Raw genomic sequence first — 25,832 nt, forward strand, 5'->3', positions numbered from 1 at the left:
GCAGACATGCCGGGAGCAGCGCAACGGGCGGCGACGCTCGGCACGGCCCGCGCCGTGGAACAGGTGTTCCGCGAGACCGGGGGCGGTCGCCTGATCGAGGTACGCCCGGAGTCCGCCCGCGGCCGGACGACGATCCTGGTCCGCTTCGTGCGCGGCACCTGGATGTGCCACGCCACGGTCGACCCCCGGACCGGCGCCGTCCTGTCGATCGCCGACGAGGGCCCCCGCATCCCCGTCGCCGCCTCGCCCCTGGGCGCACCCGTCGGCGCCCAGCTCGACTTCCGCACGATCGGGGACGTGCAGGCCGCCGTCGACGACCCGGCCGTCGCCTATGTCGCCACCGACGCCGGCGTGGGCCGCGTCCGCTTGAGCCGTGACCTGACCTGGACTCTGACCATCGAGGACCACCACAGTACGGGCTTCGGCGCCACCCGCCACGTCGCCGCGGTCCCCGGCGGCGTGGTCGGCACCACCGCCGACGGCCGCGCCTTCCGCCTCGACGGCGACGGCCGCCGCTGCTGGGCGACCTGGCTGCCCGCGGCCCCGCACTCCGTCGTCGCCGACCCGGCCGGCAACCGGTTGCTCATGGCCACCGACGCGGGCGCCCTGGAGATCCGCGCCGACACGGGCGCCGTGCTCGGGGTGGGCGGCGGGCCGGTCCGGGCGGCGGCCTACCTGCCCGAGGGCAACGGCCACGTGCTGGCCGGCCACCGCGGCGAGCTGCTCGTCACCGGCGCGCGCGGGGGCGTCCGCCGGCGGCACGAGCAGGACGGTTATGTCGAGCGGCTGTGGGCGTACGCGGGAAAGGTGTTCCTGACCGGGGAGAACGGCCTCAAGGAGATCTCCCCGGCCAAGGGCGTCGTGGCGCAGTGGGCCGCCCCGGGCGCGGGCGCCGTGCAGAGCGCGGCCGTCGCGGGCGGCCAGGCCTTCACCTGTACGCGCGACGGCCGCATCGACCGGCACGACCAGGCGACCGCCGCGTGGCACGGGACGCTGCCGGCCCTGGACGGCTGCCCGTCGGCGGTCACGTGCGTCGACCCGGGCACCGGCCCGTGGCTCCTGGTCGCCCACCGCGACGGCCGCCTGACCGCCCTGCCGGTCTGACCTCAGCGGTAGTAGTGCTCGGGCGCTCCGCAGGCCCACGCCTTCAGCGCCCCGCAGACACTCGGTGAGCTCGCCGACCGTGGTCGCGCCCCCGGGATCCGGGACGGACGCGCCGCCGTTCGGACTCGTGCGAACTTTCCGCGAGTCAGACGGGCGGGAGGCGGACGGTGAAGCGGAGACCGCCGCCCTCGACGGGGTCGGCGGTGATGGTGCCGTCGTGGGCTTGGACGATCGAGCGGGCGATGGCCAGGCCCAGGCCGCTGCCGCCACTGTGGTCGATGCGGGCGGCGGCGAGGCGGGTGAAGGGTTCGAAGAGGCGGGCGACGTCCTCGGGCGGGACGACCGGGCCGGTGTTCTCGACGATGAGCACGCCGTCGACGGTGACGCGGACCGTGCCGCCGGGGTGGTTGTACTTGGTGGCGTTGTGGACGAGGTTGCGGACCAGGCGCTCGAGGAGGATGCCGTCGCCCGGGACGCGGTAGGGGTAGACCGCCGTGCTGACCTTGACGTCGTTGGCGCCGGCGAAGGCCGCGTTGGCGTCGATGACGGCCCGGGTGATGCGGTCGAGGTCCTGCGGGGTACGGGCGGCGAGGCCCTGGTCGGCCTGGGCGAGCACCAGCAGGCCCTCGATGAGCCGCTCGTTGCGGGTGTTGGTGGCCAGCAGCTGGCTCGTGAGCAGGGCCGACTGCTCGGGCGTGAGTTGCTCGGCCATGCCGACCTCGATCAGCGTGCGTTGCAGGGCCAGCGGGGTGCGCAGCTCGTGCGAGGCGTTGGCCGCGAAGGCGCGCTGCCCCTCGTAGCCGGACGCGATCCGGTCCATCATCGCGTCGAGGGCGCGGCCGAGGCGCTTGCCCTCGTCGCGGCCGCGCCGCCCCGGGCGTACGCGATAGCCCAGGTTCTGCGGTCCCAGCTGGTCGACCACGGGCACCAGGCGGCGGATCGGGGCCAGGACCCACCAGCCCAGGGGTACGAGCACCAGCAGCGCCACGCCGAGCACGACCGCGTACCCCGTGAGGTCGACGAGGGGGATCTTGCGCGTGACCCGGCAGGCCAGCCCGTTGATGTCTTCGTTGCAGACGTTGTAGTAGAGCCAGGGCCAGTTGAGGCGGTAGTAGAGGAACTGCAGGACGTGCACCAGCGTGACCGTGGCGACGGCGGCCACCGCCAGACGCAGGCGCATCAGGCCAGGCCGATGCGGTAGCCCGCGCGCGGGACGGTCTGCACGACCGGCGGGTCGCCCAGCTTGCGGCGCAGCGTGGACACGGTGACGCGGACCACGTTGCTGAACGGGTCGGTGTGCTCGTCCCAGACCTGTTCGAGCAGGTCCTCGGTGGTGACGGCCTGGCCCTGGGCCCGCATCAGCGCGTGCAGCACGCCGAACTCCTTGACCGTCAGGGCGAGCGGGCGCCCGTCGCGGGTCGCCGTGCGGGTGGCCACGTCGACCACGATGCCGTCGCGCTCGAGGACGGGCGGCAGCGCGGGCGCCGTACGCCGGGCCAGGGCCTGGACCCGGGCCACCAGCTCGGCGAACGCGAACGGCTTGGTCAGATAGTCGTCCGCCCCGAGCCCGAGCCCCTCGACCCGGTCGTAGATGCCCGCCGCGGCGGTCAAGAGCAAGACCCGGGTGCCCCCGCCCGTACGCGCGACATGCCGGCAGATGTCGTCACCCGAGCTGCCCGGCATGTCCCGGTCGAGCACCGCCACGTCGTACCGGTTGACGGTGATCTTCTCCAGGGCCTGCGCCCCGTCGTACGCGACGTCGACCGCCATCGCCTCGCGTCGCAGCCCGACGGCGATCATGTCCGCCAGCAGTTCCTCGTCGTCCGCCACCAGTACTCGCACGGGCGTCATGCTGCCACGCCGGCTATGAAGATCTTGTGAGGTCATGGTTGCCAGAGCCACACGTCGCGGACGGTGACCGGGTCGCCGTACACCTGGGCGATCAGGTAGCGAAGCCCGGCATTGGACGTGTCGGCGCGCATCGCGAGGGCCTCACCGTGCCACCTGGCGACATCCGCGCGTACCGCCGCCTTGTCGTCCGCGGTCAGCTCGGGCGTCTTGCCGGCCATCTGGACCCCGGAGACCAGCTGGGTCAGGCGGCTGGGATGCGTCGTGCCCATCTGACCCTTGCCGTCCGGTCCGGGGCCCAAAAAGTAGCCCTCCGGCACGGTGAACTCCTGCCGCGCCTGCGCACTCCACCCGAGGCTGTCGCGCCCGAGCCAGTTGCTGGGCAGGGGCACCGGGACGAGGGTGCCGCCCGGGTGGACGTACTCGCGCCAGGCGCCGCTGGTGACGAAAGCCGGCGCCGGCCGCTCGGGCATCGCGGGCAACGGCGTCGGCAGCAGCGGGAGCAGGGCCGCCGCGACGAGGAAGCGGGACGGCTTGAGGCGGTCCCAGGCGAGGGCGATGAGGAGGACGATGGCGCCGGTCACCGCGTACGTGAGCCGGCTCGGCATCATGAGGTTGAACACGGGCAGGTGCTCGGGCAGGTGCGCCAGCGGGCCCTGGTGCTCGGTGTTCTCGCCGGCGATGCGCACCACCGGGCCGATCGACAGCACGGCGAAGACCACGGCCACGCCGCTCGCCACGCGCGCCGCGACGGATCTGCGCCAGAGCAACGCGGCGAGGACGATCGTCAGCAGGGTGAGCGGCCAGCCGAACCAGCTGTTCTGCTCGATGCCGCCCTGCGCGGCCTCGTCCGCCGGGGTGCCCGCGAGGCTGTCCCGGGGGAAGGTCAGATAGGTGAGCGGGTCCTCGCCCCACGTCGTGAAGGCGGGCATCCCGACGAAGGTCTGCGGCCCGTGAAACTGGAACCAGATGGGATAGGCGCACAGCGCGCCCGCCACGACCGCGGTCACGGCCAGCGGCTTGAGCTTCGTCAGCGCGTTCCGCGGCCGCAGCAGCACCCCCAGCCCGCAGGCCAGCGCCGTGACCAGCAGCAGCTCCTCGTTGATGAAGAGCTGCCACGTCACCAGCAGGCCCAGGATCGCGCCGTCGCGCACCCAGTGCTTGGTCGCCCCGAGCCGGAAGACGGCGGCCACGATGAGCGGGAGCACGAAGTTCGACACGAAGTTGGGCTGGCCGTTGGCGTGGTGGATCACCCCGGGCGCGAAACCGGCCAGCGCGCCGCCCGCGAAGGCCGCGGCCCGCGAGCGCACGACATGGCGCTGCAGCACCCAGTAGGTCGTCGCGGCGGTGCCCGCCACGGCCAGGATCATCCAGACCACGTACGCGACCCGGGGCCCCGCCAGCCACGTCAGCGGCGCGAGCGGCAGCGTCACCCCCAGCACCGACGTGTTGGCCATCATGTTGACGCCGAACGGGGTGTTCTGGGTCGCCGAGAAGAGCGGGTTGCCGCCGTGCACGAGCACGTGGGCGCCGTGGGCGAGCAGCCACTCGAACCACGTGTGGTCGGCGGGCAGGTGCGAGGAGACGCGCTCGCCGGGCGCCTCGAGGAACCGCCACATGACGACGACACCGAGCGCGAGGTACGCCGTGAGGGCGACCAGGTGTGTCTTCTTGCTCGCCGCCGGGGCCGCCGGGAGCGCGGCGACCCGGACGGGCGCTCGTTCGAGGAGGACGGTCATGGCCGGGGACCGTACGGGCGCCGACATAAGGGCCGGATAAACGCGCCGTTGCACGATGACCGGGGCCTCGACCTCACCCCCGACATGCGCGCCCTCACCGACGCGACGGGCTGGACCCTGACCACGTACGACGACGCCGGGCACCGCTTCCTCGCCGCCGCGACCCGCGCCCGAGTCCGGGACGTCCGCGTTCCGGACAGTTCGGATCAGGCCGAACACTGCCGCCGGCGCACCGGTGTTGATGGGCTGGGCGGGTCACATCCATCGACCCAGGGAGATGACATGCTCAGCATCCGCTCCACGGCGACCCGGCTGACAGCCGTCGGCCTCGCCTGCACCGCCATGATCACCACTGCCGGTTCCGGGGCACAGGGGTCGGCGGCGGCCCTGTCGTGCCCGAGCCGGTCGAACCCCGTGCCCGCCGCCGGATCGGTCACGAACCGGAGCAGCATCGGGGTCGGCGTCTACCACCTCGCGGACGGCAACTGCACCTACGGCACGCACGACGCCGTCCTGCCTCCGGGCCGGAACACCCGCGACTACTTCGGCTGGACCGAGGTCGCCGGGGCCTACGTCGGTGGCGGCTACACCGGATACGCGAGCGCCGGCGGCTCCTACTTCAAGATCGCTCCCGGGCCCGACTTCTTCCCCCGGCCGGAGGGCGGCAGCTGGCAGATCTACGCCGAGTAGGCTCACCGTCCCGTCTCGACCAGGACGACCTTGGACACGCGGACGTGGAAGCCGGGCGGCTGACCGCCGATCTGGAACGTCAGCTCCGAATGCGGATTGGTCCGCCCGCCCGGGAACGTGTACACATGCCGGCATCCGCCCGGCCCGATCCCGAAGTCGCGCGACAGCGACGGGTGGTAGTCGGGCGGCTGCGGATCCTGGGCGCGGACACGGACAGTGGCCGGACGGTCCGCCTCCGCGGTGAAGGCCACGGCGTACGTGTGGCCCTCGGCGACGGAGATGTCGCTCAGGATGAGGACGATGTCGCCCGGGCGCGTGGTGCGGGCGGTCACCGTGGCGTCGAGCCGCCGGCCGCGGGTCGTGAGAGTGGCGCGGGCCGGATCGCTGACCCACCAGCCCCGGCCCGCCGCCGGGACCAGGTCCTTCCCCTCGGGGTCGGGCCGGTCCCCGCACGTGTCCGGCGTCGCGGCCCGCGCGGAGGGCGCCTCGCCGGCGGTCAGGCGCGCCCCGATCGCGCCGACGCCCACGCCGAGCAGGAACGCCACGGATGCGGTGACGACCAGCCTCCACCGCCGGCGGGGACGCTCGCCGGGCCCGGCATCATCGGCCGCCAGCTCGCGCCACCGTTGCTGCCAGCGGGCGGTCTCGGACGCAACGGCGGGCTGGTCCGAGCCGGCGGCGTGCAGGCAGGCGACGACGAAGGACTCGACGAACTCCCAGCGTGGCAGCCCCGGCAACCGCTTGCCGGCGAGCACCTCCGAGACAGTGCTGGGCGGGAGCGGCTCCGGGCGGCTGTGCGGCGCGGCCTCCTCGATCCGTTGCTCGGCGAGGCGGCTCAAGCGGCGAAAGGACGGCTGACCCACGCTCGCCCGCAGCCGCCGCAGATCGGCGAGGAAGAGGGCTTCCCGGGTGTGCACCACGCCCCTCAAGGTATCGATACACATCAACCCCTAAGGACCGTACACCTTCCGTACACCTTGCGTTCCCAGGTTATTCACAGAGGGATCCGAGGTTCTCTTGTCGTGCGCCCCTTCATATAGACACCCATGAAGCGCTTGCCCCTCCGGCGTCGCCGCTCCGAGCCCGTCGGCGACCCCGAGCCCCCGGCCCCGCCCACCCCGCACCAGGCGGACGACCATGCCGGGCACGCGCTGCGGGCGCCGGGCAAGCTGCACGCCTTCAACCGGTACGAGATCAAGTACCTGCTGCCCAGCGACCGGATCCCCGAGCTCCGCGCCGAGCTGACCGCACGGCTGGATCGTGACAGCCACGGCAGCGACGGCGGCTACGGGGTGTGGAGCACCTACTACGACACCCCGGACCTGCGGTTCTACTGGGAGAAGATCGAGGGGCTGCGGTTCCGGCGCAAGCTGCGGATCCGGCACTACGGCGACCGGTTCGCCGTGGACGGCGACACGATCGTGCACGTCGAGATCAAGCAGCGGGTCAACCGGGTCACGCAGAAGCGGCGCGTCGCTCTCCCGTACCGGGAAGCCCTGGATCTTTGTGATCGGCGGCGGATGGTCGCGCCCGAGCCGGGGCAGCGGGCCTTCCTCGAGGAGGTGCTCGAGCTGGTCTCGCGGCTGGATCTGCGGCCGGTGGCGATGACCGGCTATCAGCGGGAGGCCTTCGTCGGGCGGGACGCCGACCTGGGCCTGCGCGTGACGATGGATCACCGGGTCCGGGGCCGGGACCGCGACTTCGGCTTCGCCACGGACGCCGAGAACCGGCTGATCGTGCCCGCGCGGCTGTCGGTCGTCGAGTTCAAGGCGGACGAGCGGGTCCCCGCCTGGCTCACCGACCTGGCCGCCCGGATGAGCCTGTCCGTGGTGCGCGTCTCCAAGTACTGCCAGAGCGTCGAGGCGTTCGGCCGCGCCCCGCGCTCGATCTTCCACATCCCCTCCGAGGAAAGGACCGGCTCGCATGCCATTTGACGTCCAGGACCTGTCGGGCACGTTCAGCGTCGGCGACATCGCCATCGCCCTGGTGCTGTCGTTCCTGCTGAGCTCGATGGTGGCGTGGGTCTACCGGTTCACCCACCGCAACGTGTCCTACAGCCAGTCGTACGTGCAGACGCTCGTCATCCTCGGCATGCTCATCTCGCTCATCATGCTCGTGGTCGGCTCGAACATCGCGCGCGCGTTCGCTCTCGTCGGGGCGCTCAGTGTTGTTCGTTTCCGCAACGCCATCAAGGAGACCCGCGACGTCGGGTTCATCTTCCTGGTGATGGGCGTCGGCATGGCCACGGGTACGCGGTTCTACACCCTCGCGATCGTCGCGGCGGTCGTGATCAGCCTGGTCATCGTCGTGATGTTCCGCTTCAACTGGTTCGCCGCGAACGTCCAGCGGCAGGTCGTCAAGGTCCAGGTCCCGCCGGACGGCAGTTACACCGGGCCCGTCCAGGACGTGCTCATCGCGCACACCAGCGAGTTCGAGCTGATCAGCCTGGAGTCGATCCGGGGCGGCGCACTCACCGAGCTCATGTACACGGTGCGGCTCAAGAAGGGCACCGAGCCCGGCACATTGATCACCGCGCTCGGCGAACGGACCGGCGGGCAGCGGGTGACGGTCCTCACCGGGTACGACCAGACGGACCTGTGATGGCTTCCGGCAAGCGACTGCGTGACCGGATCCCCGTGCGGGTACGGCACTACTGGAAACTCCTCGCCGGGTGCGTGGCGGTCGTGGTCGCGTGCGCGGTCGTGTTCAGCACCGTCCGGGTCGCGCCCCTGGTCACGAGTACGAGCGACGAGTCCGGCGACGACGTGACGGTCGACATCGCCGGCTCGCGCGACCTGTTCGACGCGTCGGTGGCGCACGAGATCAAGCTGACCTTCCGGGACGACGACTATGAGCGGTTGCTCGACTCCTTCTGGAAGGACGGGGAGAAGGATTTCCTCGAGGCCGACCTGGTCGTCGACGGCACCAGTGTTCCGAGCGTCGGCATCCGGCTGAAGGGGAATTCGACGCTGCAGGGGCTGACGCGGGACGGGGAGTCGCGGCAGAACGGGTTCGGTGGCGGGCGCGGTGGCTTCCCCGGCGGCGGTGGACCCGGCGGCGGCGCTCCCGGCGGTGCTCCGGAGGGCGGCCCCGGCGCTTTTCCAGGCGGACCCGGCGGCGGGCGGACGTCGCTCAAGGCCGAGGAGCCGGAAACCCTCCCCTGGCTCATCCGCTTCGACGAGTACGTCGAGGGCCGCCGCTTCCAGGGCCACCGCGAGATCGCCGTCCGCGTCGGCGGCATGGGCGGCGGCGCGAGCGTGCTCAACGAGGCGGTGTCGCTCAACGTCCTGGCCGCGGCCGGTCAGCCGGCCCAGCGGTACGCCTACAGCAGCTTCACCGTCAACGACCGCCCCACCACGGCCCGCCTCCTCGTCGAGCACCCGGACGAGACCTTCGCACAGACGGTGGGCGGCGACGGTGTCCTCTACAAGGCCCTGTCGACCAGCCAGTTCACCGACCAGGGCGACGACCCGACCGACTACGCCGACGACTTCAAGCAGATCAACCTCAAGGGCAGCCAGGACACCCAGCCGGTCATCGACCTCGTCCGCTGGGTGACCACCGCCACCGACGACGACTTCGCCGCCCACCTCGCCGACCACGTCGACGTCGAGTCGTTCGCCCGCTACGTCGCCACGCAAAATCTGCTGGTCAACTTTGACGACATGGCCGGCCCGGGCAAGAACTACTACCTCTGGTACGACCTCGGCACCAGGAAGTTCCAGGTGATCGGCTGGGACTGGAACCTCACCTTCTCCGGCAACGCCACCCAGGACCCGGCCCGGAGCGCGAGCATGGGCGGCGGCGGCTTCCGAGGCGGCAACCGACCAGGCGGCGGATTCGGCGGCAACGCCCTCAAGGAGAAGTTCCTGGCCAGCCCCGCCTTCCAAGAGGTCTACGCCACGGCCTACCGCGATCTGTACCAGCAGTTCTACGGCAACCGGACCGCCCTGACCGCCGTCGACACCCTCACCACGCTGCTCACCACAGTGGACGGCGCCAACGCGGAATCCGTGGCGGCCGAGGCGAAGAACCTGCGCACTCTCATCGAGGAGCGAACGCAGTACCTCGCCACGACCGACATCGTCACCGGCGGGTGAGGAGGAAGCCGTGCTCGGTCAGCTCGGCGAGGCCGAATTTCTCGACCATGCGGTGCTCCGGGCGCGGCTCCCGGCGTACGTGCTCGATCTCGAAGAAGCGCGAGTAATACTCCTCGATCTCCGCCGCCCCCACCGAGAACGGCGGCGTGGGCAGCGTGGGCCGGTATTCGAGCGTGTTGATGAAATAGCGCGCGCCCGGCGGGATCAGCTCGATCATTTTGGCGACGTACCGGCCGCGCATGTCCGGGGGGAAGGCGATCAGTGAGGCCCGGTCGTAGACCACGTCGACCGGGCCCACGTCGCCGGCTGTCAGCTGAAACAGATCAGCGCGGCGGATCTGCAGGTTGCCGGCGGTGAGGACCCCGGGTGGGTCCTCGACCGGCGTCAATGCGTTGTCGGTGAAGAACTGCTCGACCGCCTCGGGCACGAGTTCCACGCCGACGACCCGGCGGGCGTGCGCCGCGAAGTAGAGCAGGTCGACCGACTTGCCGCACAACGGCACCAGAACCGTCGCGTCGTCGAGCAGGCCCAGCTCCGCGAGCAGCGCCGCGTGCGGGTGCACGTCGCGCAGATGGAAACTCGTCCTGGTTCCGCCTTCGGCCCATGACTCGAGCCAGAATCGCTCCTCCATGGTCACGCAACATAGTCAACTGGCGCACGAATTGTGGCCCTGTCACTCCGGCGCGTGACGCTCGTCCGCGGTCAGGCGGCCCGCGTCGAGCCGGAGGCGCCGATCCACGCCGATCGCCGACAAGAAGCGCTCATCGTGGCTGACCACCACAAACGCCCCCTCGTACGCCACCAGGGCGCTCTCCAGCTGCGCCACGCTGACCAGATCGAGATTGTTCGTCGGCTCGTCCAGCAGGAGCAGTTGCGGGGCCGGCTCGGCGAACAGCACGCACGCCAGCGTCGCCCGCAGCCGCTCGCCGCCGGAGAGCACCCGGATCGGCAGGTGCACGCGGTCGCCCCGGAAGAGGAAGCGGGCGAGGAGTGTCATGCGCTCGGAGTCCGTACGGCCGGGGGCGGCCTCGGTCAGGCATTGCGCGACCGTCCGATCGGGGTCGAGCAGGTCGAGCCGCTGGGACAGGAACGCGACCCGTCCGGCCGCCGGGGCCGCTGCGCGTTCGATCAGTCGCAACAGTGTGCTTTTGCCCGCGCCGTTGGCTCCGGTCAGCGCGATCCGCTCGGGTCCGCGGATGATGAGCCCGGCGCCGTCGAAGACCGTGCGTCCGGCCGGGACACGCGTGCCAGGCAGCTCCAACGCGATCCGGTCGTCCTGGCGCGCCGCCCGGTCGGCCTGGTCGCGCCGGGCCTGCGCGGCGGCGACGCGCGAAGCGTGCACATCGGACGTGCGCGCCGCGGACACTTGCGCACTGTTCTTCATGTTCCCCGCGAACAGGCGCGGCAGCCCGGCATCGGCCAGCCCGCGGGCGGCGGTCGATGCCCGGCGCTGCGTTCGCTCACGCGCCTGCTGCAACTCGCGCTTCTGCCGCTTGAGATCCTGCTCGGCGGTACGCAACTGCTGGGCGGCCGCCTCCCGCTCGGTGCGCAGAGCTTCCTCGTACGCGCTGAAGGGGCCCCCGTACCAGCGGATCTCCCCGTGGTCGAGGGCCGCGACGCGATCCATCTCCTCGAGCAGCTCGCGGTCGTGGCTGACGACGAGCAGGCAGCCGGTCCAGCCCCGGACGACGCCGGCGAGCCGGGCCCGGGCGGCGCGGTCGAGGTTGTTCGTCGGCTCGTCGAGCACCAGCACGTCCGGCTGCTTGAGCAACTGCGCGACCAGCCCCAGGGACACGATCTCGCCGCCGCTGAGCGTGTCGAGCCGCCGGTCGAGCCCGACGTCACCGAGCCCGAGCCGATCCAGCTCGGCCCGCGTCCGCTCCTCGACGTCCCAGTCGCTCCCGACGGCCGAGAAGTGTTCCTCGGCGGCGTCACCGGACTCGATGGCGTGCAGGGCGGCGATCGTCCGGTCGACGCCGAGCAGTTGCGCCACGGACTGCGTACCCGTGAAGGGAAGGTCCTGCGGCAGATAGCCGAACGCGCCGTGCACGGTGACCGACCCCGCGGCCGGCCGCAACTCGCCCGCGATCAGCTTGAGCAGGGTGGACTTGCCGGCGCCGTTGGCGGCGACCAGCCCGGTGCGCCCGGCGGGCACCGTCACGGACAGCCCGGAGAAGACCGGCGTGTCGTCCGGCCAGGAAAAGGACAGTGCGGAGCACACGATGGAAGACATGGTGAAGTGACCTCGGAAAAATGGCGGGAATGGGGAACGGCGAAGGAAGCCCGGGGGAACTCACCCGGAGATGTCGTCGTCACCCGCCACAATCACTCCCCCACGATAGCGGGGCCCGCAACCGATTTGCGGGTGTCGTAGGCGCGCTGCCGCTCGGTGATCTCGTCGGCGTGCTCGACCGTCCACCAACAGAGGTGCGAGAACGGCTCGCGCAGCGACACGCCGAGCGGCGTGAGCGAGTATTCGACGCCGACCGGCGAAGTGGGCAGGACGCGGCGCTCAATCATGCCGTTGCGCTCGAGGCGGCGCAGGGTCTGGGTGAGCACGCGCTGGGTGATGCCCTCGAGGCGGCGCTTGATCTGGTTGAAGCGCTGCGGCTCGGTCAGCACCTCAACGTCATCAGCCTGGCTGATGATGGCCGAGCTGACGACGCTGATGCGCGAGCTGCGCGACGACGAGACGGCCAAGGTCGTGGTCTTCGCCAGCGCCGACCCGGAATTCTTCCTCGCCCACGTCGACATGACGCTCGTCGACGACGCGGACGCGGTCGCCGACCCGACCGCCGGGGCGCCGGACGGCCTCAACGTCTTCCAGGCCCTGGGCGAGGCCCTGCGCACCGCGCCGCAGGTGACGATCGTCAAGCTGGCCGGCCTCGCCCGCGGTGGCGGCGCCGAGTTCGTCGCGGCGGCGGACCTGGCCTTCGCGGCGATCGGCCCGGCCGGCCTCGGCCAGATCGAAACGCTCGGCGGCATCGTGCCGGGCGGCGGCGGTACGCAGTATCTGCTGCACCGCACCGGCCGCAACCGCGCGCTCGAGATTGTGCTCGGCGCCGACCTTTTCGACGCGGAGACGGCCGAGCGCTACGGCTGGATCAACCGCGCGCTGCCCGCCGACGAGCTGGACAGCTTCGTCGATCGGCTCGCCCGGAACATCGCGGACCTGCCCGAGGGCACGGTCGCGGCGGTCAAGAGCGCCCTTCCCGCGTACGACCTGAGCGCCGGAATGCTGCGCGAGCACAACGCCTGGGCGAGTCAGTTCGCCCGTCCCGCCGCGGACAAGCTCTTCCGCGCCGCGCTCGCCGCCGGGGCCCAGACGCGCGACGGCGAGCGGAACCTCGAGGAGCTGTTCAGGCCGGCTGGACGATGAACGCCGTCGCCTGCGCGTCGCCGGTCTCGTCGATGTAGAGCTCGGTGTCGCTGCGCCGGTTGAGCACGTGGTCCGGATAGTTCTTGGACTTCAGGCGCACCGTGCCGGCCGGCGCCCCGGACACCGGGCAGAACGTGGCGTCCTCGCGGAACAGGTCCGAGTCGTCGGCCTTGTCGAAGCGCAGCCGGTAGTCGAAGTGGCGCAGCCAGCCGCCGCCGGGCTCGCGGAACGAGAAGCACGCGTCGTCGGCGAGCCCGGCGCTCACGGTCACCACCATGCGCTGGTCGGTGGAGAAGACCGCGAAACCGTCGTCGCCGAGGGCCAGGAAGCTGTCCTTGTCCTCGGCCGGGGACACCAGCCACGAACCGGCGGCGAGCTTGACGGGCGCCGGCGACGGGCGGGAGGGCTGGGGCTGGGCGGGCGCGCTGGTCACCGCGGCGGCGGCCGGCTGGGGAGTGCCGCCCGACGACCCGGTGACGAGCCAGACGCCGATGCCCACGGCGACGAGCACCGCCACGGCGACGAGGGCGAGGACGGCGGGGTGCATGCGGCCGACGGCACCCCGGCGCGGCTCTTGGCCGTACACAGTCATGTTGGTGAATCTCCTGATGGCACACGATTGGGGGAAGTTTGCGAGATTACGCGACGGCGTCCACAACCCGGAAATGCGGAGCACGATGGCGGGCATGAGCCAGCCGGACACGTCAGTGCCGCAGTCCGCCCGCATCTGGAACTACTGGCTGGGCGGTTCCTACAACTTTCCCGTCGACCGCGGGGCCGGGGCCGAGTATCTCAAGGTGTTCCCCGGCATCTCCGAACTCGCCCGCGAGTCCCGCCGCTATCTCACCCGCGCCGTCACCTGGCTCGCCGGTGAGGCGGGAATCACCCAGTTCCTCGACGCCGGCGCCGGCCTCCCCGCCGCCGACAACACCCACCAGATCGTCCAGCGCACCAACCCCGCGGCCCGCGTCGTCTACGTCGACAAGGACCCCTACGTCCTGGAGAACGGCCGCCTCATGCTCGAAGGCACCACCGGCGTCACCTACGCCGAGGCCGACCTCCAGAACCCGACGACCGTCCTCGCCGCCGCCGCCCGCGACCTCGACCTGAGCCGCCCGCTCGCCCTCATCCTCAACGGTGTCCTGGGACACATCCCCTCCACCGCCGAGGCCCGCCACATCGTCAGCACCCTGGTGGCCGGCCTGGCCTCCGGCAGCTATGCGTCCATCAGCGACGGCAGCCTGCAGGAGCAACAGGACGCGGGCATCAACCTGGCCCAGGACGCCTACAACACGAGCGGCGCGGTCCCCTACAACCTGCGGACGCCGGCCGAGTTCGCCGAGTTCTTCACCGGTCTGGAGCTGGTGCCGCCGGGCATCGTGCCCCTGGTCCGCTGGCGTCCCGAGCCGGGCGACGACCAGTCCAGCACGGATCAGTACGGTGGCATCGGCCGCAAGCCCTGACCCGGTCGGCTCGTTCGCGACGACCCCGCCGGCCGGGTCCATGGCAGTGCTGCGCCCGATGTCCGGCATGAATCACCACGGTGGCGTCACTCCCAAGCCCTGACTGTCACGAGCGGCCGGGCCCGTTCAAAGTCCGGCCGCACCGGCTCCGTGAACGGCTTGCGATTCTGTGAAGCCCTCATACTCAAGTTGTTCGATCAGTCCCCTGCGCGAGAACGCCGAATGGCTGAGATACGTCGCCGCCGACTTGGCCGCCTGCTCGTCGTAGTCGACGTCGAGGATATTTACCGCGTTTGTCGCCGCCTCCTTCGAGAAGCCCTCGGCCGAGACCAACTGCTTGATCAGCCCCTTCCGCGAGAACGCCGTGTGGCTGAGGTAACTCTTCGCTGACTCGGCCGCCTGCTCGTCGTAGTCGGCGCCCAACGAGTCCACCGCAGCGGTCGCCGCCTCCTTCGAGAAGCCCTCGGCCGAGACCAACTGCTTGATCAGCCCCTCGCGCGAGAACGCCGTATGGCCGAGATAGCTCTCGGCCATACGGACGGCGTTCTGCTGCTCCATTGACGTCGGCTCAGCGGCAACGGGGTCGATGGGCGTGGTGGTCGTGGGCTTGGGGCGCCGAGGGATGTGCTCACCACCCCGGCTGCTGGTGTGCAGCTTCTCCGCGTCGTTCCGAGGCGCGACCCGCTCCAACAGCGCGAACATCACCTGCGCCGCGGCACGTGCGGCGAATCGCTTGTAGCGGTGCCCTTTCAAAGCATCGGCGTAGTCCGACACGCCTTTGACGACCATCCAGGGCAGCTTCTTTGCGTGGGCGACGGTGGCGATGGTGGCGGCTTCCATGTCGATGGCGGTGATCCACAAGGCGCCCATAGCCTTCAATCGGTCCCACTCATCCGCATCGGTGCTGACGGCGCTGCCACTGGCCATCGGAGATTCCAGCACTCGGTACGGCAGCCGCTGTGGGCCGTCCACATCGTCGTACACCGCCTCTGCCAGATGAGCGATTCCCTCGGCGGTCAAGACAGACGCTCCGCGTTCGCGACGGATCCAGCCCACGTCGACGAGTCGCGCCAACCGAGGTTTCCATGTACCGGCGGGAAAGTACTGCTCACGAGCCGGGTGGTTACGCGGTTCCTGTCCGTGATGAAGCAGTTCGAGAAACCACAGCAGGGCCTCTTCCTCGCCGATCTCGCCGTAGCTGTCCAAATCGGCGGGGCTGAACTCCTGAGCCGCACGCTGCCAGTCAGAGTCCAGCGGGAACTGCTGGTGATTGCCCGCGAATCCGTCACTTGATCGTTGACCTTCGTCCCATTCGTAAACAGGCGAACCGACCACGACGTCTCCCAGCGCCGTTTCGGCGGGGTTGCCCCCGCACACGCCACACATGACCACGGACGAGGGCTGCAGCCGGTCGACCAATGTGGTGACGAACGGTCCCGCCGCCCGTCCGCCCATGCGCAGCGGTCGAGCCAGGGCCACGGTGAACCCGCGTCCTCCATCGACGCGGTACTCGCCCCAGATGTAGGGCGAGGACTTGTCCACCTCTCGTGGCTCCCAGCGGGCCACCCGATCTGACGCAACATCCCGGGCCGCTTTGAGCTCCTCGGGAATGGCCGTCACTACCAGCACGTCGACGTGGTTCATGGGCGTTGATCAAGCTCCTGGAGGCGGGACGGCGCTGTCGTTCCACCATTGTCCGCCTATGCGAGGCCGAGGCGGGTCAGGAGGGTGGTGACGCGGGCGGTTTCGTCGGCGATGAAGGGGCCGAAGGCGGTGCCGTCGAGGTAGGCCGGGCTCCAGCCGAAGCGGGCGCACGCGTCGGCCCAGGCCGGGGAGCGGGCCAGCTCGGCGATGGTGGTGCGGACGTCCGCCAGGTCCGCGGTGGTCAGGCCGGGCGGGGCGACGAGGCCGCGCCAGTTGGTGAAGGTCACGTTCAAGCCCGCGGCGCGTACGGTCGGGACGCCCAGGAGCGGGACGGGGTCGGCGCTGGTCACGGCCAGGGCGCGGAGCTGGCCGGAGGCGATCTGGCCGGCGTACTCGCTCGGGCCGGACAGGGCGAAGGCCAGCTCGCGGCCCAGCAGCGCGGCCAGCAGGTCGCCGCCGCCGTCGTGGCGACGGTAGGCGACGCGGGACGGTGTGATGCCGGCCGCCTCGGCGACGAGCATGGTGACCAGGTGATCCGGGCCGCCGATGGAGGAGCCGCCGCCGACCGGCACGGCAGCGGGGTCGGCGCGCCAGGCGTCGACCAGGGCGTCGAGGGAGCCGTACGGGGAGTCGCGCGGCACGACGACGACGGCCGGCTCCTGAACGAGGCGGGCGACCGGGGCGGTGCCGAGCAGCGTGACGTCGGCCGTGCGCTGGGCGCCGATCAGCCCGAGGCCCATGAGCATGAGCAGGCGTGGGTTGCCCCGCTCGTACGCCAATCGGCGCAGGCCGACCACTCCCCCGCCGCCGGGGAGGTTGAAGACCTCGACGCCCAGCTCGCGCGCCAGCACCCGGGCCGTGATGTCGTAGCCGCTGCCCGGCGGGTTGGGGACCATGATCCGTACGCCGTCCGGGGCGCCCTGGCAACCGGCCAGCGCACCCAGGGCACCGCCCAGCAGCACGCGCCTTCTCATCCCGACAGTGTGCGGGCAGGATCGGGGCATGAGACAGCGGCTCTCGCTGGCCGGTCAGCTGCTCGCCCTCCAGCTGGCCATCGTGCTGCTGGTGGCCGGGGCGGTGGCCGCGGTGTCGATCGCCGAGGCGGACGCGTCGTTCCGGCGGGTCGAGGGCGAGCGGCTGCGGTCGGTGGGTGAGAACACCGCGATCAACCGGACGGTACGCCTCGGGCTCGGCGACCCGCTCGGCCGCGACGCCCTGGAGACCGTGGCGGAGAGCGCGCGGGCCGTGTCCGGGGCCTCGTACGTGACGATCACCGACGCCGCCGGCACCGTCGTCACCGGACCCGACGCCGGGCGTCCCGCCGAGCTCGCCGGCAGTCCCGCCCTCACCGGCCGCTCGTGGGTCGGGATTGCCGGGAACGCCCTGGTCGCGCACGTGCCGGTGCTGCGCGAGCCCGACGGGCGCTTCCTCGGGCTGATCGTGGTCGGCCGCACCTATCCGACGCTCGCCGACCAGCTGGGCAGCGCCCTGACGAACCTGCTCACCTATCTGGTGCTCGGGACCGTCCTCGGCGTGGGCGGGTCGCTGCTGGTCGCGCGCCGGGTCAAGCGCCAGACCCTGGGACTCGAACCGCGCGAGATCACCGGGCTGGTCGAGCACCGGGAGGCGATGCTGCACGGCATCCGCGAGGGCGTGATCGGCACGGATCCCGCGCATCGGGTGACATTGGTCAACGACGAGGCCGTACGGCTGCTGGGGTTGCGTCCCGACGCGGTCGGCCTCCCGCTGTCCGGCTTCGGGTTCTCCGCGGCGCTGCTCGACGTGCTCACCGGCCGGTCGCCGGGCGCCGATCAGGTGGTGCTAAGCAACGACCGGGTGCTCGTGCTGAATCGCCGCCCAGTCGTGCTGCAGGGCCGCGTGGCGGGCTCGGTGACCACGTTGCGTGACCGTACGGAGCTGACGGCCCTGCGCCGGGAGCTGGACGTCAGCCGCCACACGACGGACACGCTGCGGGCGCAGGCGCACGAGTTCGCCAACCGGCTGCACACGATCTCGGGGCTGGTCGAGCTGGGCGAGCACGAGGAGGTGGTGCGCTACATCACGCGCACCAGCGAGCTGCACGAGCGCCTCGACCGTACCGTCACGACGGCCGTGCGCGACCCCGCGCTGGCCGCGCTGCTGATCGCCAAGGCCGCCCTGGCCGCCGAGCAGGGGGTGACGCTCACCCTGGACGCGGAGACCGAGCTGCCGCCGGTCGGGGACCGGCTCTCCGCCGATCTGGTCACCGTCGTGGGCAATCTGGTCGACAACGCGCTCGACGCGGTGGGTCCGGGCGGGTCGATCACGGTACGCGTCCACGGCGCCACGGTCACGGTGACCGACTCGGGCCCCGGGGTGGCGCCGGCGCTGGCCGATCAGGTCTTCCAGCAGGGCTGGAGCACCAAGGCGACCGCGGACGGGCATCACGGGCTCGGCCTCGCCCTGATCCGGCTGATCTGCACGCGTCGAGGCGGTGACGTGTCGGTGCACGGGTCGACGTTCACCGCGCGTCTCGCCGGTCTCGCTGATCTCGCTGATCTCGCTGAGGAGCGTTCGTGATCCGTGTCCTGGTCGTGGACGACGACTTCATGGTGGCCCGGGTGCACCGCGGCTTCGTCGACAAGGTGCCGGGGTTCGCCACGGCCGGCGTCGCCCACACCGGCACGGACGCCCTCGCCCAGACCGCCTCGCTGCGCCCGGACCTGGTGCTCCTCGACATCTATCTGCCCGACATCACCGGGCTCGAGGTCCTGCGCCGCCTGCGCGCCACGGCCGACGGCGGGCCCGACGTGCTCGCCGTCACGGCCGCCCGCGACGTCCCGACCGTACGCTCGGCGTTGCGCGGGGGCGTGGTGCACTACCTGCTGAAACCGTTCGGCTTCGACGTGCTGCGGGACCGCTTGGAAAGGTACGCGGCGGTGCACGACCGGCTCGCCGGGATCGCGGACGTCGAGCAGCCCGAGGTGGACGAGCTTTTCGTGACGGCGCGCGCGGGGGGCGTACCGATGCCGAAGGGTCTCACCCCCGACACCTCGCGCCTGATCGCCGGGGTGATGCGCGCCCGCGGCGAGGACCTGTCCGCCGAGGAGTGGGCCGCGCGGGCGGGCCTGTCGCGGGTGAGCACCCGGCGCTATCTGGAGTGGTTCGTCGCGTCGGGAAAGGCCGAAGTCCATCTCCGGTACGGAACCGTGGGGCGCCCGCAACGCCGCTACCGCTGGATCACTCCATGAGGTGCCGGTGCTCGCGCGCCCACCGGATGCGCGCCGCGGTCGCGTCGAGGGTGCCGTCCTCGCGCCACGCGAGCTGCGGCTGCCGCCCCTCGTCGGCGAGCCGTTGCGCCAGGTCGAGTGTCTCCTGTTGTTGCGCGAAAACCTCGTCCACGAGCCCGTCGCTGCCGATGCCGTAGGCCGCCGCGAACGTCTCCAGCCGCCGTCGCCGGTCCGGCGGTGCAACGTACGCATGCCAACGTAGGCAGGTCTCGTCGTCGCGGAAGGGAACGACGTACTCGAGGGCATATGCAACGTCGAAGACCGGCCGCGCGGGCCGCGCATAGTCCCAGTCGAGGATCCCGACGGGCCGGTTGCCGTGCCACACCAGATTCCACGGCCCGAAGTCCCCGTGACACATCACCTCGTCGCCTTGCATCGTGGCAACCGGCCGGAAGCCGCGCACCGCCTCGTGGTACTCCCGCAGCAGCCGCGCCATTCCGGTCAGCCCTTCGTCGGTGACCACCCGGGCCCATGCCGCCGCCCCCGAATCACCCGCCAGATAGGTGAGCACCTCCCGCCCGTCGTCGTCGATGCCGAGAAACCGCGGCGCGTACGGAAAACCGACCTCCTCCAGGTGCCTCAACACCTCGTGCACACGAGGTGACCAGGGCTGCACCGGCCGTCGCACAGTCCCTCCAACCCGGACCACCCGCCGATGCTCGGCATCCTGCAGCACCTCGTCATCCCCCATGCCCGGACGCTAGCCCTCACCCCCGGCCCGCCGCACTCCATTACCTGCCGGTGGGCAGCGCCTGTCGATGATTACCGCCCCGGCGCCCGTCTCCAGTCACCCTGCGGCACAGCTGACCCGCCTGACCCCGGCCCCCGCCACGTGCGTCACCCCATGTCCGGAGCCTGACGGACACCGCGAACGATGCCGTCAAGGCCCACGCTGTCGTCGTCGACGCCCAGGGCGATCGCCATTACCGGTTCGAGCACGCCGGTGGCTGGTTCGAGGACCAGGTCGTCCCCGCCGCCGGCTTCGACCCGGCCACCGCACCGGCGTCCCGGCTCGCCGCCTTCGGTCTTCCGCCCCGGCCCACCGCCAGCGCCGACCGGACCGTCTGGACCAGGCGGCCCGCAACATAGCCAAGCCACGCACCCCTCAGCCCGCATGCGTCCGGCCGGGAGTCCGCGCGACGGCGTACTCCTCCAACTGGTCCGGCTATCGCGCGAAGGCGGCATCGGGAAAGATCTGCTCCGCGGCGAGCACCTCTTACACCGCGCTCTCACTCGCCGTGCCAGGAGTGCCAGAGGGCGGCGTACGGGCCGCCGGCGCGGAGGAGGTCGTCGTGGCTGCCCAGTTCGATGATGCGGCCGGCGTCCATCACGGCGACGCGGTCGGCGTCGTGGGAGGTCTGGAGGCGGTGGGCGATGGCGATCACCGTGCGGTCGTGGAGGACCGCGGCCAGCGCCCGCTCGGCGCTGCGGGCCGCGCGCGGGTCGAGCAGGGCGGTCGCCTCGTCGAGGATCACCGTGTGCGGGTCGGCGAGGAGGACGCGGGCCAGCGCGAGCTGCTGGGCCTGCCCGCCGCCGGGCGGGTGCGCGCCCAGGTCGGCGTCGAGGTCGTCGGCCCAGTCGGCGCCGACGGTCTTGAGGGCGCGGCGCAGCACGTCGTCGGGCGCGGCAACCATCAGGTTGTCGCGCAGGGTCGAGCGGAAGACGTGGTGGTCCTGGGTGACCAGCACGACCTGGCGGCGCAGCTCGTCCGGGGGCAGGTCGGCGACCGGCACGCCGCCCACGGTGACCGTGCCCGCGCCGGGGCGGTCGACGCCCGCGATGAGCCGGGCGAGCGTGGACTTGCCCGCGCCGGACAGGCCCACGACGGCGAGGCGCTCGCCCGGGCGCACGGTCAGATCGACGTCGCGCAGCACGTCCGGCCCCGACCCGTACGCGTAGGACACGCCCCGCACCTCGATGCGGTCACCGACCGGCGCACCGACCGCCCGCGGGGGCTCGGCGGGCACGGCGGCCAGGCCCTCGACCCGGGCGAAGGAGGCGCTGCTGCTCTGCAACTGCTCGATCCAGATCATGATGGTGTCGAGCGGGCCGACGATCTGACGCAGATAGAGGATCGCCGCGGCCACCGTGCCGAGCGTGACCGCGCCGTGGAAGTAGAGCGCGCCGCCGACGGCCATGATGAACACGACGGGCAGCACATAGGACATCTCCACCATCGGGAAGAAGATCGTGCGCAGACCCAGCGTGGCCATCCGGGTGCGCCGGGTCTCCGCCAGCGCCGCGTGCCCGGCGGCGAGGCGCTGCTCGCGCAGGGCGAAGGCCTCGATCGTGCGGGCGCCCGCGGTCGTGGCGGCCAGCTCCTCGGCCATCACGGAGTTGGCCTCGCCCTCGGTGAGATAGGCGGCGCGGGCCCGGCGCAGATACCACCGGGTCATGAACCAGATGCCGGTGAAGCCGACCAGCCCCACCGCGCCGAGCGGCAGGCTGAGCAGCAGCACGGCGACGGCGATGAGCACCAGCTGGACGAAGCCGACGAGCAGCTCGGGCAGCACGTCGCGCAGCGTGGTGGCGACCGCGTCGACATCGGTGGTGCCGCGGGCGGTGAGGTCACCGGTGGGCACGCGCTCGATGACCGACGCGGGGAGGCTGAGCGAGCGGCGCAGGAAGCCCTCGCGGATCCGGGCGGCGGTGCGCTCGCCGAAGCGATAGCCCACCCGCAGCGCGTAGCGCGACACCACCGTGCGCACGACCGCGCAGGCGAGCACGGCGACGGCGAGGCGGTCGACGCCGGCCGTGCCCTCGCCCGCGGCGACGGCGTCGATGATCCGGCCGAGGAGCCAAGGGCCGCCGAGCGCGGCGACGGCGGCCAGCACGTTGAGACCCAGCATGACCGTGACGGCCCGGCGGTCGGCGGCGATCAGCCGGAGGGCGGCCCGCGCCACCAGGCGGGTGTCGGCGATCGGGAGCACGGTGCTCATCGGTCCTCCTCCTCGCCGAACACCCGCGCGACCAGGCGCCGGTAGCCGGGGGCCGCGCCGAGCAGCTCGCGGTGCGTCCCGCTGGCGGCCACCCGCCCGTCGACCAGGTAGTGCACGACGTCGGCCCGGTCGAGCAGCGCCGGCGACGTGGTGGCGACGACGGTGGCCCGCCCGGCCCGCGCCGCGGGAAGCCGCCCGGCGATGGCCGCCTCGGTGTGGGCGTCGAGGGCGGACGTGGGCTCGGGCAGCAGCAGCGTCTCCGCTTCCTGGTGGAACGCCCGGGCCAGGCGGACGCGCTGCCGCTGGCCGCCGGAGAGGTTGCGCCCGCCCCACTCGACCGGATGATCGGGGGCGCCGACGTCGCGGGCGGCCGCGGCGGCGATCGCCGGGTCGAAGCCCCCGCGCGGCGCGGCGCCGGTCACCACGTCGAGCAGCGACCCGGCGAACAGGTCGGCGTCGTGCTCGGCGACCAGGATCCGGGCGCGGACCTCGTCGCGGGAAATGCTGTCGAGGCGCACGCCGCCCCAGGTCGCGTCGGTGGGCCCGTAGCGCCCCAGCCGCTCGAGCACCGCGGCGGCGTCGGCCGGACGGGCCCCGGCGAGCGCGGTCAGGCGCCCGGGCTCGGCGACGACGCCCGAGGCCGGGTCGTGCAGCGGGGCAGGACCGGCCGGGCCCGGCTCCCCGCCGGCCGGCTCGGGCGGCAGGGCCAGGAAGGCGATCACGTGCCGGGCCGCCACCAGCCCCCGCGTGATGTCGAAGCCGCAGAAGATCAGCACGTTGACCGGGATGGTGAGCATGGCCGTGTAGCCGTAGACCGCGACCAGCTCCCCCGCCGTCAGCTCGCCCGCCGCCGCCTGCCGCGCGGCCAGCCACACCACGACGCCGAGGAAGATGCCCGGCAGCCCGTCGCCGAGCGCGCCGACCCAGCTGCTCGAGCGCCCGACCCGGTAGCCAAGCTCGCGCAGCTCGGCGGAGCTGCGCCGGAACGCGGTCAGGTGCCCCTCCTTGCCGCCCAGCCCGTTGAGGATCCGCAGCCCGCCGAGCACGTCGACCAGCTGCGCCGCCAGCTCGCCCTGCCGCTTGCGGTAGCGCGCCGCGGCCGCCTGCACCCGCCCGAGCAGCGGCGCCAGGACCAGCCCCAGCACCGGCACGCCCGCCAGCACCACGACGGCCAGCAACGGCGACGTCCGGAAAAGCAGGATCGCCACCGTCAGATAGGCCAGCACGCTCGCCACCCCGACGCCGCCGACGTTCATCGCCCGGCCGATGGTCCACACGTCGGCGATGCCGATCGTCACCACCTCGCCGGACGTGACCCGCCGGGGCAGGGCGGCCCCGAGCCGCGTGGCGTGGGTCATCACCGCCTCGGCCGTGCGCAGGGCGGCGGCCAGCCGCAGCTTGGTCATCGAGCGGTGGCGCATGATGCCCAGCCCGGCGCTGGACACGCCGACGACCAGCACCACGGCGGTCCAGCCGGCGAGGGCCCCCGGGTCGCGCGGCGCGAGACCACGGTCGATCGCCCGGGAGATCAGCCACGGCGTGAAGGCCAGGCTGACATACCAGAGCGTGCCGAACATGGCGCCGAGCAGCACTCTGCGCCGCAGCTGTCGCCCGAGCTCCCAGAGGAAGCGGGCCGGTCCCCGTGTGTCCACGGAGACCACTCTGCCAACCTTCCCCTACGTGAGGACAAAACAATATTTGGCGCCCCAAAGCTCCGGACCAGCAGCGACGCGAAGAGAGTGGCGCAGGTCACACGAGAGACCGCGCCGCCGCCACGATCGCCTCCTCCGGGTCGCGCGGGGACCACCCCAGCACCCGGCGCGCCTTCTCGTTCGAGGTCCGCTTCGCGAAGCCCAGCTCCGGCGCGAAGGCCCGGAACTCCGGATTCACCAGCGCCGCCGCCCGGACGATCACGTTCGGCACCGTACGCGTGGGCACCTTGGCCGCCGCCGCACCCAGCCGGGAGCGCATCGTGGCGCCGATGTCCTTGAGCTCGACGGCCGGCCCGTTCGAGAGCAGGAACCGCTCCCCCGCCGCGGCCGGAACGGTCATGGCGAGCACGTGGGCCCGGGCCACGTCGCGGACGTCGACGATGGGCATGAACAGGTGCGGGAACGCGGGCATCCCCCCGGTCAGCATGCGCTGCACGACGTGGTTGGCGCCGGAGACCTCGCTGCCGAACACGGGCCCGAGCACGGCGACGGGCAGGAGCGTGACCAGCTCCAGCGGGGTCCCGGCGACGAACTCCCAGGCGGCCCGCTCGGCCAGCGTCTTGCTCTTCGCGTACGCGTCGACGCCCGGCCCGTCCAGCACGGTCCAGTCCGCCTCGGTGAACACGTGGTCCGACCGCGGATGACCCCAGCCCACGGCATGGAACGCCGAGGTGAGCACCACCCGGCGGACACCGGCGTCCCGGGCGGCGCGCACCACCCGCAGGGCTCCCTCGCGGGCCGGCACGATCACGTCGTCCTCGTTCTCGACGTGTCCCGGCCGCACCGGCGACGCCACGTGCAGCACGACGTCGATGCCCGCCATCGCCTCGGCCCACCCCTCGTCGCGGGTCAGGTCCGCCGCGACGAAACTGAGGTGCGGATCATCACCCAGCACCGCCCGTACGGACGCCTCCCGCGACAAAGACCGGACAGTCGTACGAACGTCGTGCCCCGCGTCGAGCAGCTGCAGAACGCAGTGCCCCGCGATGAAGCCGGATCCCCCGGTGACCAGGATGTGCATGCGTCTCACTGTCGGCGCCGGCGCGAAAGCCAGCCAGTACCTCCTCGATCCTGGTAGTCCGGCTACCGTGAAGTGTGACCACGAACCCGCTGGGCGACTTCCTCCGGGCCCGCCGCGAGCAGGTGACTCCGGAGCAGGCCGGCATCACCGTCGCCGGCGTGCGCCGGGTGCCCGGGCTGCGCCGCGAGGAGGTCGCCATGCTCGCCGGCATCAGCAACGAGTACTACCTCCGCCTCGAGCAGGGCCGCTACCGCAATCCGTCGGCGCAGGTGCTCGAGGCGGTCGCGCGCGTGCTGCGGCTCGACGAGGTGAGCGTCACCCACCTGCTCCAGCTCGCGGGCGAGCGGAAGCGCCGGGACGACAGCGCCGAGACCGTGCCCTCCGGCGTACGGAAAATGGTCGCGGCCCTGCCCATGCCCGCCTTCGTCGAGGGCCGTTTCCTCGACGTCCTGCTGGCCAACCCGCTCGCGACGGCCGTGTCGCCGCGGCTGGCCGAGGGCGGCAACCGGCTGCTCGACGTGTTCCTCGACCCGGGCGAGCGCGACCTGTTCACCGACTGGGAGCTCGCCACGGAGGGGATCGTCGCCGCCTTCCGTCAGTCGGTGGGCACCCGGACCGATCACCCGCGCTGCGCCGAGCTCGTCGACCGGCTGTCCCGGGAGAGCCCCCGTTTCCGCCGGATCTGGGAGCGGCACGACATCGGCGGGCGGCAGGGCGCGGTCATGCGCTTCCGGCATCCGCTCGTCGGCGACCTCCGGCTCAACCGCGAGAAGCTGATCGTCGCCGAGGCGCAGCACCTGACCGTCGCCGTCTACCACGCCGACCCCGGCACGGCGGACGCCGACAAGCTGGCGCTCCTGACGCCCGTACCAGAAAGACCAAAAGAACCTTCACGACCGGAACGGTGACCGCCGCCCGCCACCG

Annotated in this window: 24 protein-coding genes; 10 read left to right on the top strand and 14 right to left on the bottom strand. The window is 72.0% G+C overall.

The features are described 5' to 3' along the window. Nucleotides 1-6 precede the first annotated feature (6 nt). The gene (locus RAN62_RS16345; protein WP_305785507.1) at nt 7-1,104 is read left to right on the top strand and encodes a hypothetical protein; all 1,098 of its coding nucleotides are present in this window, start codon (nt 7-9) and stop codon (nt 1,102-1,104) included. Between the two features lie 145 nt (nt 1,105-1,249). Here RAN62_RS16345 and RAN62_RS16350 read toward each other — a convergent pair whose 3' ends face one another. From RAN62_RS16350 to RAN62_RS16360, 3 genes are read right to left on the bottom strand one after another with little or no spacing between them, the layout of a single operon-like run. Next, nucleotides 1,250-2,284, bottom strand: a complete 1,035-nt coding sequence (locus RAN62_RS16350) for a sensor histidine kinase (RefSeq protein ID WP_305785508.1) — start codon at nt 2,282-2,284, stop codon at nt 1,250-1,252. Continuing rightward, nucleotides 2,284-2,946 (bottom strand): response regulator transcription factor, encoded by a 663-nt coding sequence (locus tag RAN62_RS16355; protein ID WP_305785509.1) that lies wholly within the window; start codon nt 2,944-2,946, stop codon nt 2,284-2,286. Before RAN62_RS16355 ends, RAN62_RS16350 begins: the two co-directional genes overlap by 1 nt. Nucleotides 2,947-2,987: 41 nt before the next feature. Continuing rightward, nucleotides 2,988-4,691 (bottom strand): hypothetical protein, encoded by a 1,704-nt coding sequence (locus RAN62_RS16360; RefSeq protein ID WP_305785510.1) that lies wholly within the window; start codon nt 4,689-4,691, stop codon nt 2,988-2,990. 48 nt (nt 4,692-4,739) lie between these two features. Here RAN62_RS16360 and RAN62_RS16365 point away from each other — a divergent pair, with 48 nt between their 5' ends. Further along, entirely contained in the window at nt 4,740-5,381 is a 642-nt protein-coding gene (locus RAN62_RS16365) for a hypothetical protein (protein ID WP_305785511.1), read from the top strand. Nucleotides 5,382-5,383: 2 nt separating this feature from the next. Here the strand turns inward: RAN62_RS16365 and RAN62_RS16370 are convergent, their stop codons facing one another. Further along, nucleotides 5,384-6,301: a serine/threonine-protein kinase gene (locus RAN62_RS16370; RefSeq protein ID WP_305785512.1), complete on the bottom strand. Its 918-nt coding sequence runs from the start codon at nt 6,299-6,301 to the stop codon at nt 5,384-5,386. Between the two features lie 126 nt (nt 6,302-6,427). Between RAN62_RS16370 and RAN62_RS16375 the strand changes: the two genes are divergently transcribed. From RAN62_RS16375 to RAN62_RS16385, 3 genes are read left to right on the top strand one after another with little or no spacing between them, the layout of a single operon-like run. Continuing rightward, nucleotides 6,428-7,315, top strand: a complete 888-nt coding sequence (locus RAN62_RS16375; RefSeq protein ID WP_305785513.1) for a polyphosphate polymerase domain-containing protein — start codon at nt 6,428-6,430, stop codon at nt 7,313-7,315. Beyond that, nucleotides 7,305-7,982 carry a DUF4956 domain-containing protein gene (locus tag RAN62_RS16380; protein ID WP_305785514.1) on the top strand — a complete coding sequence of 226 codons (678 nt, stop codon included), beginning with the start codon at nt 7,305-7,307 and terminating at the stop codon, nt 7,980-7,982. Before RAN62_RS16375 ends, RAN62_RS16380 begins: the two co-directional genes overlap by 11 nt. Then, a complete protein-coding gene (locus tag RAN62_RS16385) occupies nt 7,982-9,481 on the top strand; it encodes a CotH kinase family protein (RefSeq protein WP_305785515.1) in 1,500 nt (499 codons plus the stop codon). Before RAN62_RS16380 ends, RAN62_RS16385 begins: the two co-directional genes overlap by 1 nt. Here the strand turns inward: RAN62_RS16385 and RAN62_RS16390 are convergent. The 3 genes from RAN62_RS16390 to RAN62_RS16400 all read right to left on the bottom strand — a co-directional run bounded on the left by RAN62_RS16390 (nt 9,468) and on the right by RAN62_RS16400 (nt 12,103). Beyond that, a complete protein-coding gene (locus RAN62_RS16390) occupies nt 9,468-10,112 on the bottom strand; it encodes a class I SAM-dependent methyltransferase (RefSeq protein ID WP_305785516.1) in 645 nt (214 codons plus the stop codon). The two genes, RAN62_RS16385 and RAN62_RS16390, sit on opposite strands and share 14 nt — an antisense overlap. Before the next feature lie 42 nt (nt 10,113-10,154). Continuing rightward, on the bottom strand, nt 10,155-11,714 hold the full coding sequence (locus RAN62_RS16395) for an ABC-F family ATP-binding cassette domain-containing protein (protein WP_305785517.1): 1,560 nt from the start codon (nt 11,712-11,714) through the stop codon (nt 10,155-10,157). A gap of 92 nt (nt 11,715-11,806) precedes the next feature. Continuing rightward, the gene (locus RAN62_RS16400; RefSeq protein ID WP_305785518.1) at nt 11,807-12,103 is read right to left on the bottom strand and encodes a winged helix-turn-helix transcriptional regulator; all 297 of its coding nucleotides are present in this window, start codon (nt 12,101-12,103) and stop codon (nt 11,807-11,809) included. Nucleotides 12,104-12,128: 25 nt separating this feature from the next. Between RAN62_RS16400 and RAN62_RS16405 the strand changes: the two genes are divergently transcribed. Next, the gene (locus RAN62_RS16405; RefSeq protein WP_305785519.1) at nt 12,129-12,860 is read left to right on the top strand and encodes an enoyl-CoA hydratase/isomerase family protein; all 732 of its coding nucleotides are present in this window, start codon (nt 12,129-12,131) and stop codon (nt 12,858-12,860) included. Here the strand turns inward: RAN62_RS16405 and RAN62_RS16410 are convergent. Next, on the bottom strand, nt 12,841-13,452 hold the full coding sequence (locus RAN62_RS16410) for an AbfB domain-containing protein (RefSeq protein ID WP_305785520.1): 612 nt from the start codon (nt 13,450-13,452) through the stop codon (nt 12,841-12,843). The two genes, RAN62_RS16405 and RAN62_RS16410, sit on opposite strands and share 20 nt — an antisense overlap. A 94-nt stretch (nt 13,453-13,546) precedes the next feature. On the opposite strand from RAN62_RS16410, the gene RAN62_RS16415 reads away from it, so the two are divergent. After that, nucleotides 13,547-14,323, top strand: a complete 777-nt coding sequence (locus RAN62_RS16415; RefSeq protein ID WP_305785521.1) for an SAM-dependent methyltransferase — start codon at nt 13,547-13,549, stop codon at nt 14,321-14,323. Nucleotides 14,324-14,449: 126 nt separating this feature from the next. On the opposite strand, the gene RAN62_RS16420 is transcribed toward RAN62_RS16415, so the two are convergent. Continuing rightward, the gene (locus RAN62_RS16420; RefSeq protein WP_305785522.1) at nt 14,450-15,967 is read right to left on the bottom strand and encodes an Ltp family lipoprotein; all 1,518 of its coding nucleotides are present in this window, start codon (nt 15,965-15,967) and stop codon (nt 14,450-14,452) included. Nucleotides 15,968-16,023: 56 nt separating this feature from the next. Beyond that, nucleotides 16,024-16,941, bottom strand: a complete 918-nt coding sequence (locus tag RAN62_RS16425; RefSeq protein WP_305785523.1) for a Bug family tripartite tricarboxylate transporter substrate binding protein — start codon at nt 16,939-16,941, stop codon at nt 16,024-16,026. A gap of 28 nt (nt 16,942-16,969) precedes the next feature. Here RAN62_RS16425 and RAN62_RS16430 point away from each other — a divergent pair, with 28 nt between their 5' ends. After that, nucleotides 16,970-18,526 (top strand): sensor histidine kinase, encoded by a 1,557-nt coding sequence (locus RAN62_RS16430; protein ID WP_305785524.1) that lies wholly within the window; start codon nt 16,970-16,972, stop codon nt 18,524-18,526. Then, nucleotides 18,523-19,197, top strand: coding sequence for a response regulator (locus RAN62_RS16435; RefSeq protein WP_305785525.1), 675 nt, complete (start codon nt 18,523-18,525; stop codon nt 19,195-19,197). The genes RAN62_RS16430 and RAN62_RS16435 overlap by 4 nt, the downstream gene beginning before the upstream one ends. On the opposite strand, the gene RAN62_RS16440 is transcribed toward RAN62_RS16435, so the two are convergent. The 4 genes from RAN62_RS16440 to RAN62_RS16455 form a co-directional block, all read right to left on the bottom strand. After that, the gene (locus tag RAN62_RS16440; RefSeq protein WP_305785526.1) at nt 19,187-19,927 is read right to left on the bottom strand and encodes an aminoglycoside phosphotransferase family protein; all 741 of its coding nucleotides are present in this window, start codon (nt 19,925-19,927) and stop codon (nt 19,187-19,189) included. The two genes, RAN62_RS16435 and RAN62_RS16440, sit on opposite strands and share 11 nt — an antisense overlap. A gap of 538 nt (nt 19,928-20,465) precedes the next feature. Then, the gene (locus tag RAN62_RS16445; protein ID WP_305785527.1) at nt 20,466-22,175 is read right to left on the bottom strand and encodes an ABC transporter ATP-binding protein; all 1,710 of its coding nucleotides are present in this window, start codon (nt 22,173-22,175) and stop codon (nt 20,466-20,468) included. After that, complete coding sequence (locus RAN62_RS16450; protein WP_305785756.1) at nt 22,172-23,752, bottom strand: ABC transporter transmembrane domain-containing protein; 1,581 nt, start codon at nt 23,750-23,752, stop codon at nt 22,172-22,174. The genes RAN62_RS16445 and RAN62_RS16450 overlap by 4 nt, the downstream gene beginning before the upstream one ends. 172 nt (nt 23,753-23,924) lie before the next feature. Next, on the bottom strand, nt 23,925-24,908 hold the full coding sequence (locus RAN62_RS16455; protein ID WP_305785528.1) for an SDR family oxidoreductase: 984 nt from the start codon (nt 24,906-24,908) through the stop codon (nt 23,925-23,927). A 74-nt stretch (nt 24,909-24,982) separates the two neighbouring features. Between RAN62_RS16455 and RAN62_RS16460 the strand changes: the two genes are divergently transcribed. Beyond that, nucleotides 24,983-25,816, top strand: coding sequence for a helix-turn-helix domain-containing protein (locus tag RAN62_RS16460; protein WP_305785529.1), 834 nt, complete (start codon nt 24,983-24,985; stop codon nt 25,814-25,816). Nucleotides 25,817-25,832 lie beyond the last annotated feature (16 nt).

Origin of the sequence: Symbioplanes lichenis (genome assembly GCF_030709675.1) — a bacterium.
Taxonomy (GTDB): Bacteria; Actinomycetota; Actinomycetes; order Mycobacteriales; family Micromonosporaceae; genus Actinoplanes; species Actinoplanes lichenis.

Bases quoted from the DNA above. Each gene is read 5' to 3' on its own strand.
- RAN62_RS16345 (WP_305785507.1), top strand. From the start codon at position 7: ATGCCGGGAGCAGCGCAACGGGCGGCGACGCTCGGCACGGCCCGCGCC.
- RAN62_RS16350 (WP_305785508.1), bottom strand. From the start codon at position 2,284: ATGCGCCTGCGTCTGGCGGTGGCCGCCGTCGCCACGGTCACGCTGGTG.
- RAN62_RS16360 (WP_305785510.1), bottom strand. From the start codon at position 4,691: ATGACCGTCCTCCTCGAACGAGCGCCCGTCCGGGTCGCCGCGCTCCCG.
- RAN62_RS16375 (WP_305785513.1), top strand. From the start codon at position 6,428: ATGAAGCGCTTGCCCCTCCGGCGTCGCCGCTCCGAGCCCGTCGGCGAC.
- RAN62_RS16380 (WP_305785514.1), top strand. From the start codon at position 7,305: ATGCCATTTGACGTCCAGGACCTGTCGGGCACGTTCAGCGTCGGCGAC.
- RAN62_RS16385 (WP_305785515.1), top strand. From the start codon at position 7,982: ATGGCTTCCGGCAAGCGACTGCGTGACCGGATCCCCGTGCGGGTACGG.
- RAN62_RS16390 (WP_305785516.1), bottom strand. From the start codon at position 10,112: ATGGAGGAGCGATTCTGGCTCGAGTCATGGGCCGAAGGCGGAACCAGG.
- RAN62_RS16395 (WP_305785517.1), bottom strand. From the start codon at position 11,714: ATGTCTTCCATCGTGTGCTCCGCACTGTCCTTTTCCTGGCCGGACGAC.
- RAN62_RS16405 (WP_305785519.1), top strand. From the start codon at position 12,129: ATGGCCGAGCTGACGACGCTGATGCGCGAGCTGCGCGACGACGAGACG.
- RAN62_RS16410 (WP_305785520.1), bottom strand. From the start codon at position 13,452: ATGACTGTGTACGGCCAAGAGCCGCGCCGGGGTGCCGTCGGCCGCATG.
- RAN62_RS16415 (WP_305785521.1), top strand. From the start codon at position 13,547: ATGAGCCAGCCGGACACGTCAGTGCCGCAGTCCGCCCGCATCTGGAAC.
- RAN62_RS16420 (WP_305785522.1), bottom strand. From the start codon at position 15,967: ATGAACCACGTCGACGTGCTGGTAGTGACGGCCATTCCCGAGGAGCTC.
- RAN62_RS16425 (WP_305785523.1), bottom strand. From the start codon at position 16,941: ATGAGAAGGCGCGTGCTGCTGGGCGGTGCCCTGGGTGCGCTGGCCGGT.
- RAN62_RS16430 (WP_305785524.1), top strand. From the start codon at position 16,970: ATGAGACAGCGGCTCTCGCTGGCCGGTCAGCTGCTCGCCCTCCAGCTG.
- RAN62_RS16440 (WP_305785526.1), bottom strand. From the start codon at position 19,927: ATGGGGGATGACGAGGTGCTGCAGGATGCCGAGCATCGGCGGGTGGTC.
- RAN62_RS16445 (WP_305785527.1), bottom strand. From the start codon at position 22,175: ATGAGCACCGTGCTCCCGATCGCCGACACCCGCCTGGTGGCGCGGGCC.
- RAN62_RS16450 (WP_305785756.1), bottom strand. From the start codon at position 23,752: ATGTTCGGCACGCTCTGGTATGTCAGCCTGGCCTTCACGCCGTGGCTG.
- RAN62_RS16455 (WP_305785528.1), bottom strand. From the start codon at position 24,908: ATGCACATCCTGGTCACCGGGGGATCCGGCTTCATCGCGGGGCACTGC.